General features: G+C 37.9%; 19 protein-coding genes, 1 tRNA gene and 2 pseudogenes. 7 read left to right on the forward strand and 15 right to left on the reverse strand.

What is annotated here, in order from left to right:
- Positions 1-17: 17 nt before the first annotated feature.
- The 3 genes from I2I04_RS15330 to I2I04_RS15340 form a co-directional block, all read right to left on the reverse strand.
- On the reverse strand, positions 18-617 hold the full coding sequence (locus tag I2I04_RS15330) for a DUF4923 family protein (protein ID WP_143257601.1): 600 nt from the start codon (positions 615-617) through the stop codon (positions 18-20).
- Positions 618-630: 13 nt separating this feature from the next.
- Positions 631-1236 carry a ribosome biogenesis GTP-binding protein YihA/YsxC gene (gene yihA / locus I2I04_RS15335; protein WP_143257602.1) on the reverse strand — a complete coding sequence of 202 codons (606 nt, stop codon included), beginning with the start codon at positions 1234-1236 and terminating at the stop codon, positions 631-633.
- A 124-nt stretch (positions 1237-1360) separates the two neighbouring features.
- Positions 1361-2815, reverse strand: a complete 1455-nt coding sequence (locus I2I04_RS15340; protein WP_195655391.1) for a sodium:solute symporter — start codon at positions 2813-2815, stop codon at positions 1361-1363.
- A 91-nt stretch (positions 2816-2906) separates the two neighbouring features.
- Between I2I04_RS15340 and recR the strand changes: the two genes are divergently transcribed.
- The 3 genes from recR to I2I04_RS15355 are packed head-to-tail and all read left to right on the forward strand — an operon-like array spanning position 2907 to position 4542.
- Positions 2907-3524, forward strand: a complete 618-nt coding sequence (recR, locus tag I2I04_RS15345; RefSeq protein WP_143257604.1) for a recombination mediator RecR — start codon at positions 2907-2909, stop codon at positions 3522-3524.
- 26 nt (positions 3525-3550) lie between these two features.
- The gene (locus I2I04_RS15350; RefSeq protein ID WP_195655392.1) at positions 3551-4009 is read left to right on the forward strand and encodes a hypothetical protein; all 459 of its coding nucleotides are present in this window, start codon (positions 3551-3553) and stop codon (positions 4007-4009) included.
- The gene (locus I2I04_RS15355; protein WP_195470497.1) at positions 4006-4542 is read left to right on the forward strand and encodes a GNAT family N-acetyltransferase; all 537 of its coding nucleotides are present in this window, start codon (positions 4006-4008) and stop codon (positions 4540-4542) included. The genes I2I04_RS15350 and I2I04_RS15355 overlap by 4 nt, the downstream gene beginning before the upstream one ends.
- A 4-nt stretch (positions 4543-4546) precedes the next feature.
- Here I2I04_RS15355 and I2I04_RS15360 read toward each other — a convergent pair whose 3' ends face one another.
- Together I2I04_RS15360 and I2I04_RS15365 are read right to left on the reverse strand one after the other, a co-directional pair.
- Positions 4547-5137 carry a YqgE/AlgH family protein gene (locus I2I04_RS15360; protein ID WP_143257607.1) on the reverse strand — a complete coding sequence of 197 codons (591 nt, stop codon included), beginning with the start codon at positions 5135-5137 and terminating at the stop codon, positions 4547-4549.
- Between the two features lie 94 nt (positions 5138-5231).
- Positions 5232-6548: a pyridoxal phosphate-dependent aminotransferase gene (locus I2I04_RS15365; protein ID WP_143257608.1), complete on the reverse strand. Its 1317-nt coding sequence runs from the start codon at positions 6546-6548 to the stop codon at positions 5232-5234.
- A gap of 158 nt (positions 6549-6706) precedes the next feature.
- On the opposite strand from I2I04_RS15365, the gene I2I04_RS15370 reads away from it, so the two are divergent.
- Both I2I04_RS15370 and I2I04_RS15375 read left to right on the forward strand, forming a co-directional pair.
- A tRNA-Asp gene (locus I2I04_RS15370) sits at positions 6707-6780 on the forward strand.
- Between the two features lie 243 nt (positions 6781-7023).
- On the forward strand, positions 7024-8247 hold the full coding sequence (locus tag I2I04_RS15375; protein WP_195655393.1) for a site-specific integrase: 1224 nt from the start codon (positions 7024-7026) through the stop codon (positions 8245-8247).
- Between the two features lie 8 nt (positions 8248-8255).
- Here I2I04_RS15375 and I2I04_RS15380 read toward each other — a convergent pair whose 3' ends face one another.
- The 6 genes and pseudogenes from I2I04_RS15380 to I2I04_RS15405 all read right to left on the reverse strand — a co-directional run bounded on the left by I2I04_RS15380 (position 8256) and on the right by I2I04_RS15405 (position 11201).
- Positions 8256-9104, reverse strand: a complete 849-nt coding sequence (locus tag I2I04_RS15380; protein ID WP_152288010.1) for a reverse transcriptase family protein — start codon at positions 9102-9104, stop codon at positions 8256-8258.
- A 23-nt stretch (positions 9105-9127) separates the two neighbouring features.
- Positions 9128-9358 carry a hypothetical protein gene (locus I2I04_RS15385; RefSeq protein WP_102408099.1) on the reverse strand — a complete coding sequence of 77 codons (231 nt, stop codon included), beginning with the start codon at positions 9356-9358 and terminating at the stop codon, positions 9128-9130.
- Positions 9359-9945: 587 nt separating this feature from the next.
- Positions 9946-10238: pseudogene (locus I2I04_RS15390) on the reverse strand (helix-turn-helix domain-containing protein).
- Positions 10239-10280: 42 nt separating this feature from the next.
- Positions 10281-10577, reverse strand: a pseudogene (locus tag I2I04_RS15395) (DUF3876 domain-containing protein); the annotation flags it as partial.
- A 10-nt stretch (positions 10578-10587) separates the two neighbouring features.
- Positions 10588-10905, reverse strand: coding sequence for a helix-turn-helix domain-containing protein (locus tag I2I04_RS15400; protein WP_143260061.1), 318 nt, complete (start codon positions 10903-10905; stop codon positions 10588-10590).
- Positions 10902-11201 carry a DUF3408 domain-containing protein gene (locus I2I04_RS15405; RefSeq protein WP_008777164.1) on the reverse strand — a complete coding sequence of 100 codons (300 nt, stop codon included), beginning with the start codon at positions 11199-11201 and terminating at the stop codon, positions 10902-10904. The genes I2I04_RS15400 and I2I04_RS15405 overlap by 4 nt, the downstream gene beginning before the upstream one ends.
- 491 nt (positions 11202-11692) lie before the next feature.
- On the opposite strand from I2I04_RS15405, the gene mobA reads away from it, so the two are divergent.
- Positions 11693-12142, forward strand: a complete 450-nt coding sequence (gene mobA, locus I2I04_RS15410; RefSeq protein WP_143260062.1) for a conjugal transfer protein MobA — start codon at positions 11693-11695, stop codon at positions 12140-12142.
- Positions 12143-12210: 68 nt separating this feature from the next.
- Here the strand turns inward: mobA and I2I04_RS15415 are convergent, their stop codons facing one another.
- The 3 genes from I2I04_RS15415 to I2I04_RS15425 form a co-directional block, all read right to left on the reverse strand.
- Positions 12211-12534 (reverse strand): helix-turn-helix domain-containing protein, encoded by a 324-nt coding sequence (locus I2I04_RS15415; RefSeq protein ID WP_143260063.1) that lies wholly within the window; start codon positions 12532-12534, stop codon positions 12211-12213.
- A gap of 156 nt (positions 12535-12690) precedes the next feature.
- Positions 12691-13332, reverse strand: a complete 642-nt coding sequence (locus tag I2I04_RS15420; RefSeq protein WP_143260064.1) for an RteC domain-containing protein — start codon at positions 13330-13332, stop codon at positions 12691-12693.
- A 31-nt stretch (positions 13333-13363) separates the two neighbouring features.
- Entirely contained in the window at positions 13364-13855 is a 492-nt protein-coding gene (locus I2I04_RS15425; RefSeq protein ID WP_143260065.1) for a hypothetical protein, read from the reverse strand.
- A gap of 146 nt (positions 13856-14001) precedes the next feature.
- Here I2I04_RS15425 and I2I04_RS15430 point away from each other — a divergent pair, with 146 nt between their 5' ends.
- Positions 14002-14769 carry a LuxR C-terminal-related transcriptional regulator gene (locus I2I04_RS15430; RefSeq protein WP_195655394.1) on the forward strand — a complete coding sequence of 256 codons (768 nt, stop codon included), beginning with the start codon at positions 14002-14004 and terminating at the stop codon, positions 14767-14769.
- 272 nt (positions 14770-15041) lie between these two features.
- Here I2I04_RS15430 and I2I04_RS15435 read toward each other — a convergent pair.
- The coding region (locus I2I04_RS15435; RefSeq protein ID WP_195655395.1) for a transposase at positions 15042-16198 on the reverse strand (1157 nt) is incomplete at its 5' end.

A 16198-nucleotide genomic window follows, 5' to 3' on the forward strand; every position in this document is an offset into this window, starting at 1 on the left:
TAAACGATTCTCTTTTGCTATTTTGAGAGTTGGAATCCCAGCATCATTCCATCGTAATTTTCGGCCAGTGAACTGACTGTTTTCAGTGCGGTACTACTGCTTTTGCTGCCGATGAAAGCCATTAGTTTCAACAGTTTGTCCGAGTTGAACAACAACTCCAGTGAGCTGGAACTGCAATTTACTTTAGCGTGCAGATTCAGAAGTTTCAAATACTTCAAATCAACTTGTTTGGTTGAAGCATTGTAGGAATAAGTGCCTTTCAATGTTTTCTTGCCCACTGTGCTGGTGAAAGTACTGTCGGCATTGAAAGTGAAGCTCATTTGGCCATCTTTAATACCAATTTTGCTTAATTGTTCGTTCAGTTTGCTTTCAGCCATAGTAGCTGCGGCAGCTCCGCCTGCTTTCATTAGTAAGTTATCCGATTCGAACTCTACCGCCGAACCTTTGTAGTTCCATGTTCCGGTCATGTCGATTGATTCGGTGGCTCCAGTGATGGCATTTACTACTTTTGAAATGTTGTCCTTATTAAGTAAGTCGGACCACGATTGCGCCTGGCTGTTAGTCGCCGTTAGCATAAATACTGCCATAAAGGCAATAGATAAAAAACTCTTTTTCATTTTCATTCTTCTTTCATTTAATATTGAGATCCTTGTTTATATTTTCTATGTAGTTGAGTATGTCAATACGTCCTGTGCGGTCTTCCGAGGAAGAAATGAAGTGAGGAGGGAGCTCTTCCCATTGTTTGCTCAACTCACGTAAATAGGCATTGATATTCATTTTTAAACGTCCACCTTTGAGTTTATCGGCTTTGGTAAAGATGATAGAGAAGGGGATACCGTTCTCGCCCAGCCATTCCATAAACTCGAGGTCTATTTTTTGGGGTTCCAGCCGGCTGTCTATCAGGACAAAGAGGTTGGTCATTTGCTCTCGTTCCAGAATGTAGTCTTCAATTATGGTACGTATCTGGTCTTTTCCTTTTTGTCCGCGTCGGGCGTAGCCATATCCCGGAAGGTCGACGAGGTACCAATTCTTATTGATAAGGAAGTGGTTGATTAACATCGTTTTTCCCGGAGTGGAGGAGGTCATGGCCAGACCTTTACGACCAGTCAACATATTGATAAGACTTGATTTTCCCACGTTCGAACGTCCTATAAAGGCATATTCAGGAAAAATACCGGACGGGCATTTCTTCACGTCCGTATTGCTAATCACAAATTCAGCACTTGTTATTTCCATTTTCTTGTCATTTATTTCTTTGTAAAATTGTTTATAATAAACTTGCTCATTGTTTATAATAAACTATTGCGCAGTTTATAATAAACTCTGCCATTATTTATTATAAACTTCGGAGTACTTGTTTCTATGGTACTTTCAGCGTTTTCCCTTTTTTAGACATACAGATTAACCCCGCAAAGGTAAGCGTTCCATTTAACATTAGCAATTCATAACCGAATTTATATCCGGTTTCTTTTCCAATCCACCAGTCGGCAAGATAGCAGAGCAGTGGTGAAAGGATGGCTATGAGAGGAACCCATCGGTCGGTCGTTTGCCTACGTGTAAAAAGCCCGAAAGCAAACATTCCGAGCAGGGGGCCGTATGTGTAGGAGGCGATGATATATATGGCATCAATAACGCTCTTATTATTAAGTATCTCTACCAGACAGATGAAGAATGCCAATAAGACTGATAACGATAAATGTACTTTGTCTCTTTTGCGACGTGCCACTTCTTCTGTATCTTTTTCCGTATTCAGCAGATCTACGCATACACTGGTTGTCATGGCTGTCAGGGAGGAATCCGAGTTGCTGAAAGCTGCTGCGATAATGCCGATTGTAAAAAGTATCAATACGGATTGTCCCAGATAACCTTGGGTTGCAAACATGGGCAGTATATCATCATTCATAGCTGGCAGTTCGAGTTGCATTTGTCCTGCTAGTGCTATCAATAGAATTCCCAAACATAGAAAAAGGAAATTTAGTGGAATGAATGAGAAACCATAGCAGTACATGTTTTTTTGTGCTTCCCGGAGGTTACGGCAAGAAAGATTCTTTTGCATCATATCCTGATCCAGGCCGGTCATTACGATTACGATGAAGATACCACTGAAGAATTGTTTGAAGAAGTTCTGCCGGGATACCCAGTCGTCAAATACAAAAATACGGCTGTGTTCACTGTTTTGGATTGTTTGGACAATGCCACTGAAGTTAAGGTCTAATCTTTGGATCGTAAAATAGATGATAAAAATCAGGGCGGCAATCAGGCAAAATGTTTGTAAGGTATCTGTCCATACGATGGTCTTTATTCCGCTTTTATGAGTATATATCCATACCAATGCAACCGAACCGACAGCAATCAGCCAAAAGGGAACGTGCATTTCCTGAAATACATAAGTATGGAGAATAAGGCATACCAGATAAAGTTTGGCTGCGGTTCCCAACATACGTGACAGCAGAAAGAAAAAGGAACCGGTTTGATAGGCACGCACTCCGATACGGGTGCCGAGATAACCGTAGATACTTGTCAGATTCAACTTATAATATAAAGGAAGTAAAATGTGGGCTACGACCATGTATCCGAAGAAAAACCCGAGTACTGTTTGCATATAGGTCATATCCATTCCGCGCACCATTCCCGGTACAGAGACGAAAGTGACTCCGGAAATAGAGGCGCCAATCATTCCAAAAGAGACTATATACCAAGGTGATTGATTTTCTCCCTTGAAGAACGCTGCATTCGATCCGCCCTTACGTCCAGTGATATGGGCTATTAGTAATAATACTGCGAAGTAGCAAAGAATAGTGACTAGTATCATCATAACAGATGCAAAGGTAGCAATTTTTGTAGGTATTAAAAACAATAATCTGTATCTTTGCAAGGTTTTATCGATAGAACAGCAATTATTATCTATGAATCAACAATATCCTTCTATACTGCTTGAAAAAGCAGTCGGCGAATTTTCCAAACTTCCGGGTATCGGGCGTAAGACGGCTATGAGGCTTGTTCTGCATCTGCTTCGTCAGGATACGGCTACTGTGGAAGCTTTCGGAAATTCTATCATAACGTTGAAGCGTGAAGTGAAATACTGCAAAGTGTGTCATAATATATCCGATACTGAAACTTGCCAGATTTGTGCTAATCCGCAACGGGATGCTTCCACTGTCTGTGTGGTGGAAAATATTCGTGATGTAATGGCGGTAGAGGCAACCCAGCAGTATCGCGGGCTTTATCATGTTTTGGGCGGAGTTATTTCTCCAATGGATGGAGTCGGACCGAGTGACCTTCAAATTGAAAGTTTGGTACAGCGGGTGGCTGAAGGTGGAATCAAAGAAGTTATTTTGGCATTGAGTACCACGATGGAGGGTGATACTACCAACTTCTATATCTATCGCAAGTTAGATAAACTAGGGGTTAAACTAAGTGTGATAGCCCGTGGTATATCGGTTGGTGATGAACTTGAATATGCTGATGAAGTGACTTTAGGACGCAGTATTGTGAACCGGACGCTTTTTACCGGAATTGTATAATCATTATTAATCATTTAAGAACGAACATGGAAGAACAGATAAAACGAGCTGTTAGAAATTTGAATATCAGTTATGTTTTCTTTTGGGTACTCCCGGCATTTTTGTTTGGGGCAGGAGAGTTTGAACTCTTTCCTGTAGGAGGTTTGGTAGATAATGCGCCGGCTATCTACTATTTTGAGACAGTCGGCATTTTGCTCACTGCTTTGTGTGTGCCTCTTTCTCTCAAATTATTTAGCTTGGTGCTTAAGAAAAAGATAGATCACATGACTATTACGCTTGCCTTGAAGCGATATGTGCAATGGAATATTGTACGCTTGGGAATGCTTGAAGTAGCTATTGTGGTGAACCTTTTGTGTTACTATCTGACGTTGAGTAGTACGGGTAATCTCTGTATGCTAATTGGCCTGACAGCGTCGCTTTTCTGCCTGCCTAGCGAGAAAAGATTGCGTAATGAGCTTCACATTGCAAAAGATGAAAAGCTATGAGACAGTCTTTCTTGATGAACGAGCGTATCTATCTTCGTGCGGTCGAGCCGGAAGATATGGATATAATGTATGAGATGGAAAATGACCCTTCCATGTGGGACATCAGTAACTTTACGGTTCCTTACTCCCGTTATGTGTTGCGCCAATATATTGAAGGTTCACAGTGTGATGTGTTTGCGGATAAGCAATTACGTCTGATGATTGTACGTAAATCTGACCAGTGTATACTTGGTACGATTGATATTACGGATTTCGTTCCCCTTCATTCGCGGGGAGAAGTAGGAATTGCTATCCATAAGGATTATCGGCAACAAGGTTGTGCTACCGACGCATTGAAACTTCTTTGTGAATACGCTTTTGATTTTCTGTCTTTAAGTCAGCTTTATGCGCATGTCACGACAGATAATGAAGTTTGTGTAAAACTGTTCACATCTTGTGGCTTCGTTCAATGCGGATTATTAAAAAATTGGCTGCAAGTGGAGGGTTGCTACAAAGATGCATTGCTCCTCCAATGTTTGAATCCTAAGAAATAAAATATTAGTTGAGAGTAGGCACTTGTGGGAAGCGTGACCACGTTTCGTACTTGCTGCCTAGCTTCTCTAAAGCAGTCCGCCACATATCCTTGATATTGTTTTTCATCAGATATGATTTCTCTTCTTCAGACACCAACCATGTGTTTTCTCTGATTTCATTGCTCAACTGTTCGCTGTCCCATCCGGAATATCCCAAGAAGAAACGGATACATTCGCTGATTTTATTCCCTTGTAATATATATTTTTTTATTTCATCAAAATCTCCATTCAGATAAAGTCCTTTGCTGATAGAGATAGAGCCAGGGATGTCTGATAGTGTATGGAGATAAAATAAAGTATCAGTGGCAATAGGTCCACCTTTGTATAGAGGAATCTCGTCCAGATATTTAAATTCCATAATGATATCATTCAGAAATAATGGTAGTTGTTTGTTGATAACCAATCCCATACTTCCTTCGTCCGTATGATCGACCAGTAAAATTACGGATCTGCCAAACGTTGCGTCACGCAGAAAAGGTTCAGATATTAAAATCCTTCCTCTTGATGGTAACACATTATTCGATTGAATCTTAAATATGTCAGAGTCGATATTCATGCCACTAAAGTAAGAAAAAAAACGGAATAACAATCGTTCTTTCCGTTTTTTTTCATTTTAAGAATGGCTTTTATGAATATCTTATGTCAAATAATCAGGTTATCGGATGATTTTCAGCAAATAGTTTCATTCTTTCATCCAATTGCGCATATTGATGATCTTTAATAAAAGAGGTACACGCGCGCAACCCTTCTTGATGGCTGCCTGTTGTAACCAATGAAATCGCGCTCACTCCGTAGTACATCAGTTCTTTGGCCAGTTCGCCGCTGGTCATTCCAGGATATCCGATGGTAAAATAGAATCCGTCCGCAATCGGGTCTCCCAAGTCGTTGTCATATACTAGGTGGAAACCGTGCCGGAGGAAGATTTCTTTCAATTTTTGCGCTCTTTCACCATAGATCTTCACCTCGTTGAGGAAGTTATATTGTCCTTTGTTGGCAGCTTTCAGCATGGCAGCCATGGCGAATTGTGCGGAATGACTGGTTCCCGATGAAAGTGCATAAAGTACGCGATGAATGAAAACTGTTCCAAAAGTACCGCCGCCATATCGTTTGGTCAGTCCCGGATAGCTTCGGTGGTATAATTTATCAGAGATACAGCTCACGCCAATACGCTGTCCGGCATAACTGAATGCTTTCGATCCGGAAATCAGTAATACATAATTATCTGTATAATGGGCTACTGATGGCTGGAAGGGGGGGTGGTATGGTTTACTCAAATCTTGGCGGAAGTCCATCGCGAAATAAGCCAAGTCTTCCAAAACAATTACATCATATTGCGTTGCTAATTCACCGATAATCTGCAATTCCTCCTCTTTCAGGCAAATCCAGCTGGGGTTATTTGGATTCGAATAAATGATAGCTGATATATTTCCTTTTTTCAGATAGCTTTCCAGTTTTTCTTTCAGTTTGTCTCCGCGGTAGTCATATACATCAAACGTTTCGAACTTTTGTCCCATTACTACCAACTGTTGTTTCTGTACCGGGAATCCGGGATCGATGAATAAAATCGTATCTTTCTTTTCGTCACATTGACTGCAAGTAAGGAATGAAGCGAATGTTCCCTGCATGGAGCCGGTGACAGGTACACAACCTTCCGGGCCTAAATCTACATTGATAAATGCTTTGATAAAGTTGGAAGCCTCTTTTTTCAATTCCGGCAATCCGTTGATATCGGGGTATAGGCTGGCAATGCCATTTTGTAATGCTTCAATCTCTGCTTTCACACCTACTGCGGAAGGAGGAAGCCCCGGAACGCCCATTTCCATTTTAATAAATTCAACTCCCGATGTAGCTTCTGCTTTCGAAGCAATAGCTTTCACTTCTCGAATGGTAGCTTTTGAAAAATCGACAATTTGAAACTCATTTATAGTTTCATCAATCAGATGTCGTTCAATTGGTGTATTTTTCATTCTATTTTCTATTTTATTAGTATCTGCAAATGTACACGATAATTCTTAATAAACCCACTTTTTCAGAAAAAAGATACTGAAGCTATTGCAGATCTCAAAAAAATATCTACCTTTGCATCCGCAATCGAGAGAGATGCAGATTAATAAATTGAAGTTCTGGTGCGTTAGTTCAGTTGGTTAGAATACATGCCTGTCACGCATGGGGTCACGGGTTCGAGTCCCGTACGCACCGCGAAAGCAAATAGTAAATTAAAGCAAAGCTCTGAAATTCAAGAATTTCAGAGCTTTTTCTTTTTCCTCGCTTAGGCAAAAAACAGCGGTTTCAGGCAGTTCTCACGTGGCTTATCCGTGGGACTTTTTGAAAGCCGTTTTTGCTCCCACGAATTGACGCTTTTGTCTTTGATTGTCAGCTTTTTGCGTAGCTGGTTTTTGAGTGTAGCAAACTAATTTTGTACCACTTAAAAATCAAAGAATTATGGGAGCAGTGAAAAGAAACACACTAAGCGTATTGTTCATCATTAAGAAATCAAAACTTCTGAAAAACGGTGAAGCTCCTGTTTGTATGCGCATCACCGTAAACAAGCGAGTAGCCGAAGTTATGATTAAACGGAGTATTCCCATAGACTTATGGAATCAGAAAAAGGAATGTTCCAAAGGAAAAGACCGTGTAGCCACCGAACTAAACCACTATATCAATACGGTTCGTGCTAAAGTATTGCAGATACACCGTGAATTGGAGATAGACAACAAACCGATAACAGCCGATATTATAAAGGATTGTTTCTACGGGCGGGACAAGGTACAGCGCACCTTGCTGGAAGTGTATGCAGAGCATAACGAAAAATGTCGTGCCCTGATTGGCAAAGAATATACGGAAAGCACAGTTACCAAGTTTGATACTTCAATAAACCGCTTGAAAGAATATATCCGTAGTTGCTACCACCGTGATGATATAATGCTGGCAGAACTGGATGGGCAATTTATTCGTGATTTTGATTTTTGGCTGAAAACGGATAAGCATTGTCAAAATAATTCCGCATTGAAGCATTTGAAGAACTTGAAAAAAGTTGTTCGTATTGCTTTGGCTAACGACTGGATAAAGAAAGACCCGTTTTACGGCATCCACTTCAAGCAGGAAGAAGTTAATGTAGAGTTCCTTTCACGTGAAGAATTGGATGTTTTGATGAACAAAGAATTTACTATCAAACGTTTGGAGCAGGTAAGGGATATTTTTGTCTTTTGCTGTTTTACCGCACTTGCTTTCGTTGATGTGCAGCAGTTAAGCCGTGAGCACCTGATAAAAGACAATAACGGTGCTTTGTGGATACGCAAGGCACGGCAGAAAACCAATCAGATGTGCAACATTCCCGTTTTATCCATTCCCCAAAGGATATTGGGGAAATATGAAGATAATGCAGAGTGTATAAAGAAAGGTGTGCTTTTACCCGTAATCAGTAATCAGCGCATGAATGCCTACTTAAAAGAAATCGCTGATTTATGCGGCATTACCAAACGCTTAACTACACATGTTGCCCGGCATACTGCGGCTACCGTTGTTTTTCTCGCCAATGATGTGTCAATGGAAAATGTCTCTAAGATTTTGGGACATTCCAATATCAGAATGACACAGCATTATGCAAAAGTTTTAGATAGCTCTATTATGCGTGATATGTTGAATGTGGAGAAGAATTTTAAATAGAAAAAGAATTATGCTTGCTTTATTCTTTGACGATACATAGTTAGTCCTTTTATCTTTAAGAATGCTTGTTCATTGTTTTGAATGTCCGCCTTGATTCGCTTTATTCTTTTATTATATGATTGTGGTATTTTAAGTTTATTGTTTTGACATATTACACCAGTAACTATTGGATTTTTTGTTTTATAAAAAGTTTTAGAATGACTAATTTTATATCCTGAAGTAGTTATAATAGATAATATTTCAGGGATTTTTTTATGGAAATCTATAGAAGAAGACATTGTTATATCATCAACAAATATTGAAAATTTAATATTATTCTCTTTTGCTAATGCCTGTATTCTATCGCCAACAGGCTTGAATACCAAATTAGCTATTAATGTTGATGTTGGAACACCTTGTGGAACTTGATAATTATGTGTAGTAAGTTTAGTTAAAGTTCTTGCAATTTCAGGGGTGCATCCTAATTTTAAAAACATATAAAACACCATTTTATGATTAATGGAAGGAAAAAAGGATTTCAAGTCTGTAGTAAATACATATTTATTACCTTGATGATATTTAGCGTTAAGAATATTATCCTTCTTAGGAATACCTCCAAAAAAATAATTAGGAAGAGTTGTTTTTAAAAGTAAATAGTTATACAATCTTTTTTGTATAACTTTCAAATCTTTATTAGTGGAGTTAATTGTGCGTTTTTTTATTGTTCCATCAGAATTATATAAAGGTTCATTGGTGTCTTTATTCAATTTAGGCTTTTCCCATGTAGAGTAATATTTATCTATATTCTCTATAATTGAATCCAATTGTTGACGAGAAACTTTTAGTATATATAGCAAATGCTTTTCGGTTGTAATCATCCTACTAAAATGTATAAAAGAAATTAGAGAGCCGATAGAATATCAAAAACGGTTTTCAAAAAACTGTATATTTTTGAAATAACTGGAATTACCTTAAACAAACTTTTAAAAAGTAGATATAAGGTGCTTCCACATTTTTGAATAGACTTTAATAGTTGAGAAAACTCATCTATTTTTTTTGTCATTCTTCCTATCTTCGAAGAGCAATGGGAGGTTTTTATTTTTCCTCCTTTTGAAGGTATAACCTTTTTCATGATATATAATATTAAATGATTATATGGCAATATCGCCATGTCCTCAATCAATATTACTAATAACCAATAATACTATATACATTACCTTCTTTTGCTCTCTATTTTCATGTCCTAACAGACGTAGAGACGATTTACAAGTGAGGAATCCCTATATAGAATGCCAACAAACTATAAATGGATAGACCGCTATCTCTGATGTTTATCATTAATATAGATGAACACAGATGCTCGTCCCATAAAACCATATTGGTGTGATAAATCACTTTAATTTTGTAGTACTATTGGTTCAATTGTACCTTCTTCCACATTCTTTCAAAGAACGAATACTTTGCAAAAGTATAGAATAAAATAGTATTACCAAAGAAAAATGCTATGTAATTTTCCCAAGCTGAATAAAACATTAACAAAGGTAAGCTCCGTATTCCGTCCGTTCAAGCCCAAGCCCTACGGGTTTGAAAGAAAATCTCCACACCTGCGCTCCGCTCCGGGTAGTATTTTCTTCCAAAGGCTTGCACAGACGGACTACTACACTGATAGAGTTAATGTTCTTAGTCAGTTTCGGAAAAAATGTGTTTTAGGGTAATAAGCTATTCCTGCCGTTCCTTGTTTAGTAGGTCTGCAAAAGCCGTTCTATATCGCTTTGGCGATAGATTATTTTGCCTTTTATCTGAATGTAAGGGATAACGCCCGTATCTCTCCATTCTTGCAGGATACGGATGCTTACTTTCAGATATTTGGACGCTTCTTGGTTGCTTAGAAACTTATCACCGTTCAAATGCGGTCTGCTTTCCTTTGCCAGTCGGCTGATGCCGTCTAACATTCTATCCATAGATTGAAAGAACTCGTTTATTAGTTCACTATTGCTGTTTATCAGTTCCATATTGACATATTCATTTATAGTTAGCTTGAATGATTGGTATATACGCAGGTAATCGCCATAGTAAGAAATGAAAAGGCTGTCTTTTGCCTTGTCATAATCGATATAAAGCCGCTTAAAGGCTGAAACAATAAAGTAACGGCTATCTTCTTTCTGTATCTCGTAAGTAGCGGGTTGCGCCTGTCCGTTATCCGATACATGAAGCATCGAAAGGAGATACTTTTTCCCACTTTGGTATATCATTACCGTAGGATGAAGATTTAGACTTTCCCATGTGCCGACAATAGCCGGTAGGGTGAAAGATTGATTTGCTTCTGAATTGACATCTTGTTTTCTTTTCATAAGGCGATACTTATTTGTTGGTTGATATATAGCTGTTTTTCCTTCCTAAAACATCGTTTATCGTACATTCTGCAATCAGTCTTTCAATATCGGCAGATTTATAGTACAGTTTATTACCGATTTGGGAGTAACCCAATTTGCCACTGTCCCGGTAGTTCTGCAAACTTCGGATGCTGATACCGAGCAAGGCGCACACTTCACGACCTGACAACCATTTCTCCGGCTGGTGGGTATTCTCTTTACAAATCCGTTCCACCTGACTGACGAAACCGGAGAACCTCCCACATACTTGTTTAAAAGTCTGTTCCTCAATAGTTACAATATTCATACGTCTTTCTCTTTTGGCTGGTTGAATATTCCTTTTTGTATTTCTTCCCGGTAGAGAGCCGAAAGGACATCATTATGCGCACCTAAATGTTCTTCCAGTACGTTATCAATGAAATTTCCGATGCTTACTTGTTTGTTTGTAATCACGCCTACAATCTGAACGATACGTTTTTGTATCTCTCCGCTTATGTACACGCTTTGACGGTTGCAAACCGACCGTTTTTTAAGGAACACCGATTTATAACTTTCCCGTTCCTTACTTGCTGTTTCCTGTAATGATTGTTTTACTTCTTCCATACATTTAATTTTTAATGATTTATAAATAAGATGATTGATTCCCGATACTGATTGAAAAAATGCAAGCCAGTTTTATAACTATGTCCCTTTATCTTTAAATAGCTTTCAAACATGGTTTAAAACTATATTCAGACCTTGTTTTACTGTCTTATATATTGCCACCACTCAATCATTTTTCAGCAAAGAAAGAGGTAAAAACAAACGCTTTTAAAAATGGGGTTACTTTGTCTGTTTATGTTACAATTTGGCGCAACCGCCTATATTTCGGGAGGGAATTACTGTCTGTAATTTTGCAACTGATAAACAGACAGAGGATAAAGCCAAACCGCTTGCTTTTGCAATCTGACTATAGGGAAGATTTTTGTTATCACATGAGAACAGCAAGTTGTGTTTTGAGGCCCGCGCTTCGCTTTTTGTGCCTCAAAACCTTGCCACCTTTTAAGGTGGTTGGTTTTACTCCAAAGTCGTAAAACCAGTAAATAATTATCATTATGGAACAGAAAAAGAAGCCATTTAACAAAGGTGGGCGCAAGCCTAAACTTGACCCACGAACACACCGCTATTCTCTTAATTTAGACGATGTGGAGAACGCTAAGTTCTTAGCCTTTTACGACCAATCAGGCTACAAGGTAAAGGCGCATTTCATTAAGAACTGTATTTTCGGGAAATCGTTTAAGGTGCTTAGAATTGATAAAAGCAAGGTAGATTATTACATCCAACTCTCCCAATTGTTTTCACAATTCAGGAGCATAGGCATACTGTATAACCAAACGGTGAAAGAACTCCATTCCAATTTTGCGGAAAAGAAAGCACTTGCCTTGCTTTACAAACTGGAACGATACACTGTTGAACTGGTAAAGACGAACCAGCAGATTATTGCGCTTACCAAACAGTTTGAAGCATCTTATAGGGAAGAGGGAACAATATCATCAGGGAAGTAAATACAGACTTGCCAAAAGAAAAACATCCCGAAACTGCCACGTGTACAGCTCCGGGATGAATTTCACTCTTACTTATTCGTTCTGTGTTCTTTCTCGAACTTTCGGAGCGTGCCCACATCGAACCGTTCCTTTATGAACTCACGCACATCGGAAGCCCGGTAGTAGGCTTTTCCGCTAATCATCATAAAGGGCAGCAGTTTTTTGCTTCTTAATCTCTGTAATGTCCGGGTACTGACTTTGAACAGCAGGCATAAATCCTGATTATCCAAAAGTTTGTCATTCGGCATTACTTTTGGGTTGGTTTGCAAACTCTTTACATCTTTGCCGACTTCTTCCAGTTTATCAAGTAGCTTTTGCATCCAGTCTTTGAACTCGTAACTATCTACATACATATTGCTTCATTTTTCAGGTTATACACTAATGCTTACCAATCGATTGATGAAGCAAAGTTCGGAAAAGGGAAGCAAAGAAAATGGGGGAATGGTACACCTAATCCCCCATAAATCATTCGTAGCATGTTGATTATCAATATAACAGAAAATTCATTTTTATAAATGGTTATAACCACTATCTCTGCTCTTTTTTAGAATAGCAACTTTTAAGCTATCTAAAAATTCTGTTATTTTAGTAGGTTTCCTTTTGATAACCGCAATTTCTTTTTTGTATATATCTCCAAAATTAATGTTGAACATCTTTTCAAAAATCCGGGCAATATCGCTTAAAAAGATGTCTTTGTTATCAATCCGAACTATTCCATCTCTGATATAAAAAATACCACAAACCAATTCCATTATATCTACGATTTTAATAACCTCATTGTTTAAGTAGAATGGAGATTTCCAATCAGATTCTATATTGATGAAAAATTTTGGATATTCCATTTGGCGATAGATTAGTTCTTGTTCCATATTTATTAAAGACAAGAGTTTATCAAGATATATAATTTTCAGTTTACTATTTTCAGTAGGAGAAGTTTCATCTAATGCTTTTATTGTTCCGAAATCTATATAACTCATATTTAATTGCCTGATACGTATTTTATTATCATGCTCTTTATTGAGATAATCGAATAAATCTTCAACAAATTCAAGATATGCAGAAGTTATTTCTTCTATCACAGATTTTTCCTTTTGGCAAGGATGCTTTAGCAATTTATATATTTGCTTTTCTGTTAAATCCCATTTTGGCATAATCTTTCTTAGAAGACAAATTGTAATTGTTTTATAAGTTTCTTGCTATCTTCTGCCATTTTCTCTGCCTATGTTTATAAAATTTAAGCGTCCACCAAGCGGCAAGAGCAGTTAAACCTCCTGCATATAAATCGACCATATCTGTATATCTTGTTACATTAGGAGAAATTTCTTCCATGTTGATATAATGATTCCATATAGTTACTTTTTTATTATACTCATTTGTTACTATCTCTCCTGTGCTTTTATCCATTTTGATTACGTTTATTGTATGTTTTCCTACTGGAATAAATCCATGTAGGAACATTTTAAAGCAAAAGGATTTTCCTTCTTTCCAAGTAGGAGAAGTATTATCATAAGATACAAAACTGGCTTTTGGCTTGCAAATTTCTCTTAAGGTATCAATATCCTGAATTTTACACCAAATATTTTCCCTGTTAGCTTCAAACTCAGAAGTAACAACTACTCTACGTCCTACAACCTCTTTTCCGTTACGTGTCATTAAACAAATTTTCTTTATCATACTACATAAATTAAAATATTAAATATCTATTTATCTTATACTGATTTCATTATCTTTGTGCAAAGATAGAAGCAATAGACTCTAAAGGCAATAGTTATTTATAATGAGATAACGTGCAAATATCTAATAATCAGATGTTTTAAAATATGAAAATTGAGGAAATTGAGAAGCAAATAATAAACTTACTTCCAACATCAAACATACTACTTGATGAGGTAGATTATTCCATTCTCGAAGAAAGGAAAAAAGACTGGAAAAAACTCTCGGAAGTTACGCATAGTATAGTGTTGGCGTTTGATTGCTACACAAAAAAATTCGTATTTGTTTCTGATAATATTCCTGAATTATATGGGCTTGATTCCCATAGATTGTTTATAGACGGGCATCAGCCAGTAGTAGAGGTTATACATCCGGATGATATATACTACGGATTACTTGTAAGAAAGAAAATCTATTCGATATTGAGTTCGTTCTCCAATGAAGAAAAAATGAACTATAAAGCCATTCATGAAATGCGGGTGAGGAATCTACGAGGTGAGTATATCCGTATAATAGAGCAGGAACAGATTGTTGAGTTAGATAAATCAGGCAATATTTGGCTTATGTTGTCAGTTATTGATGTTGACGCAAGCCATGAATCAGAAATTATTAAAAGCCACCTATATAACTTTAAAACTGGAGAACAGATTTTTATAGATTTATCTGATACATTGGATGAACCTTTAACAAATAGAGAGTTGGAGGTTTTGCGTTTGATGAAGCAAGGCTTGTTAAGTAAAGAGATAGCAAATACTTTGAAAGTTAGTATAAATACCATAAATAGCCATAGACAGAATATATTGCAAAAGCTAAAAGCTAATAATTCGATTGAGGCTGTAAATTTTGCTCAAAGATTAGGTTTGTTTAATAAATAAGAGTATTTATGAAATGAAAAGACAAGTTTTGTCATAATCTGATTATTTAGGGATATTCAGTAAATGTTCCTCTTTCTAAAAAATCAAGAGAAAAGCTTTGCTTTACGTGAGCTTTTCTCTTGATTTTTTCGTTCAACTCTCCCAGTCTTCTATCTTTTTTGTAGAATATTGTTTACATATTCTTGTTTTTTCCTTCCCACCCATGCATTATGTACATGTCTTTTTCAGGGGAAGTTAAAACCTCTCCTGTTTTTCCTGTTATTTTAGTCAGATTATGCTGCCTTTCTTTTTTTCTTTTCGACCTTTTCTATCATACATACCGCATTGGCTGTATGTATCCCAAAGAAAATCCAAAGTACTTCCGTTTTCCTGTTTCTAGCTTTTATCCTGGCCAGTGAGTAATGTTGTTTCTGCGTTCCAAAACTTCCTTCCAGGCGGGTAGCTCTTTCACGGCTGAGTTCCGACCGTAAGATCTTACGAAGCGGCTCATCTTTGGCAGCTCTGCCCTTACGCTTAAAGGAAGTACTTATATGATATTTTGTACAAAATTTCCGGTTGGCATTATTGGCATAGATTGAATCCGCCGCAAGCGCCCTGACCCTAACCCCGGTCAGTTGTCGGTGCAGATGAATACAGTCTTTCAAACGTACTCCTTCGTTAAAAGCCTTAAAGGAGATATGTTCTATAAAGGAGATTCCGTCTATCTGTATATTGTTGACTTTGGCTCCGAATTCAACGGATTTGGTTTCCTTGCCTCTGATAATGGGGCGAAGGTAATGCCGGTCGATACTCACGATACGGTTGGACACTTTTTTGCCTGCAAATAAATTCTTCCCTTGCTCAAGGACTGTCTGTATGACCGAGAAACGTCTTTGGTAATCAGAGGATAGTGTAAGCCTGTTCCTATAGGATGAATGAAGCTGCTCCAGCTGGTCAAGCAACTTTTCCAATAACTGAAGTAACCTGCGTGTAATCATACGAGTCTGTGATTTCCTGCGTTTACGCAGTTTACTGTAAGCAAGATAGGCACGGCTTACATCAAGATATTTATTACGGGGACGTTGTATGTACAATGTCCGGCAATGTTTGCACAGATGACGATGAAGCCATACAATACCTTCCCATAAGAGTTTGACATCAGTAGGGAAACGCAGATGGCTTTCATAACAGGTGGCATCGGTCATACAGACATGAAGGTTCTCAAGATAAGGTTTCCAATGGTCAGCCAGAATAGGCTGGAGGGACTCAATATCAAGGCGTTCCGCTAGTTCCTGACGAATTGCACTGACGATTTTAGGATTGGTCAGTGGATGAAGCGGATCAATCTGAACACCACAAAATAACTGGTAATGAATATTACCGTTTAAATGTTCAATCAGTTGTGAATCTGAAAAGTTGGTATAGGACTTCAGGACCATCAAGGCTATTT

Source organism: Bacteroides sp. 1001136B_160425_E2 (genome assembly GCF_015559655.1).
Taxonomy (GTDB): domain Bacteria; phylum Bacteroidota; class Bacteroidia; order Bacteroidales; family Bacteroidaceae; genus Bacteroides; species Bacteroides luhongzhouii.

Excerpts from the sequence above, each read along its gene's own strand:
- I2I04_RS15425 (WP_143260065.1), bottom strand. The coding sequence starts at position 13,855 with ATGATAAAGAAAATTTGTTTAATGACACGTAACGGAAAAGAGGTTGTA.
- I2I04_RS15365 (WP_143257608.1), bottom strand. The coding sequence starts at position 6,548 with ATGAAAAATACACCAATTGAACGACATCTGATTGATGAAACTATAAAT.
- I2I04_RS15385 (WP_102408099.1), bottom strand. The coding sequence starts at position 9,358 with ATGAAAAAGGTTATACCTTCAAAAGGAGGAAAAATAAAAACCTCCCAT.
- mobA (WP_143260062.1), top strand. The coding sequence starts at position 11,693 with ATGGAACAGAAAAAGAAGCCATTTAACAAAGGTGGGCGCAAGCCTAAA.
- I2I04_RS15380 (WP_152288010.1), bottom strand. The coding sequence starts at position 9,104 with ATGATTACAACCGAAAAGCATTTGCTATATATACTAAAAGTTTCTCGT.
- I2I04_RS15350 (WP_195655392.1), top strand. The coding sequence starts at position 3,551 with ATGGAAGAACAGATAAAACGAGCTGTTAGAAATTTGAATATCAGTTAT.
- I2I04_RS15355 (WP_195470497.1), top strand. The coding sequence starts at position 4,006 with ATGAGACAGTCTTTCTTGATGAACGAGCGTATCTATCTTCGTGCGGTC.
- I2I04_RS15330 (WP_143257601.1), bottom strand. The coding sequence starts at position 617 with ATGAAAAAGAGTTTTTTATCTATTGCCTTTATGGCAGTATTTATGCTA.
- I2I04_RS15400 (WP_143260061.1), bottom strand. The coding sequence starts at position 10,905 with ATGAATATTGTAACTATTGAGGAACAGACTTTTAAACAAGTATGTGGG.
- I2I04_RS15415 (WP_143260063.1), bottom strand. The coding sequence starts at position 12,534 with ATGTATGTAGATAGTTACGAGTTCAAAGACTGGATGCAAAAGCTACTT.
- recR (WP_143257604.1), top strand. The coding sequence starts at position 2,907 with ATGAATCAACAATATCCTTCTATACTGCTTGAAAAAGCAGTCGGCGAA.
- I2I04_RS15340 (WP_195655391.1), bottom strand. The coding sequence starts at position 2,815 with ATGATGATACTAGTCACTATTCTTTGCTACTTCGCAGTATTATTACTA.
- I2I04_RS15430 (WP_195655394.1), top strand. The coding sequence starts at position 14,002 with ATGAAAATTGAGGAAATTGAGAAGCAAATAATAAACTTACTTCCAACA.
- I2I04_RS15420 (WP_143260064.1), bottom strand. The coding sequence starts at position 13,332 with ATGCCAAAATGGGATTTAACAGAAAAGCAAATATATAAATTGCTAAAG.
- I2I04_RS15375 (WP_195655393.1), top strand. The coding sequence starts at position 7,024 with ATGGGAGCAGTGAAAAGAAACACACTAAGCGTATTGTTCATCATTAAG.
- I2I04_RS15405 (WP_008777164.1), bottom strand. The coding sequence starts at position 11,201 with ATGGAAGAAGTAAAACAATCATTACAGGAAACAGCAAGTAAGGAACGG.
- I2I04_RS15360 (WP_143257607.1), bottom strand. The coding sequence starts at position 5,137 with ATGAATATCGACTCTGACATATTTAAGATTCAATCGAATAATGTGTTA.
- yihA (WP_143257602.1), bottom strand. The coding sequence starts at position 1,236 with ATGGAAATAACAAGTGCTGAATTTGTGATTAGCAATACGGACGTGAAG.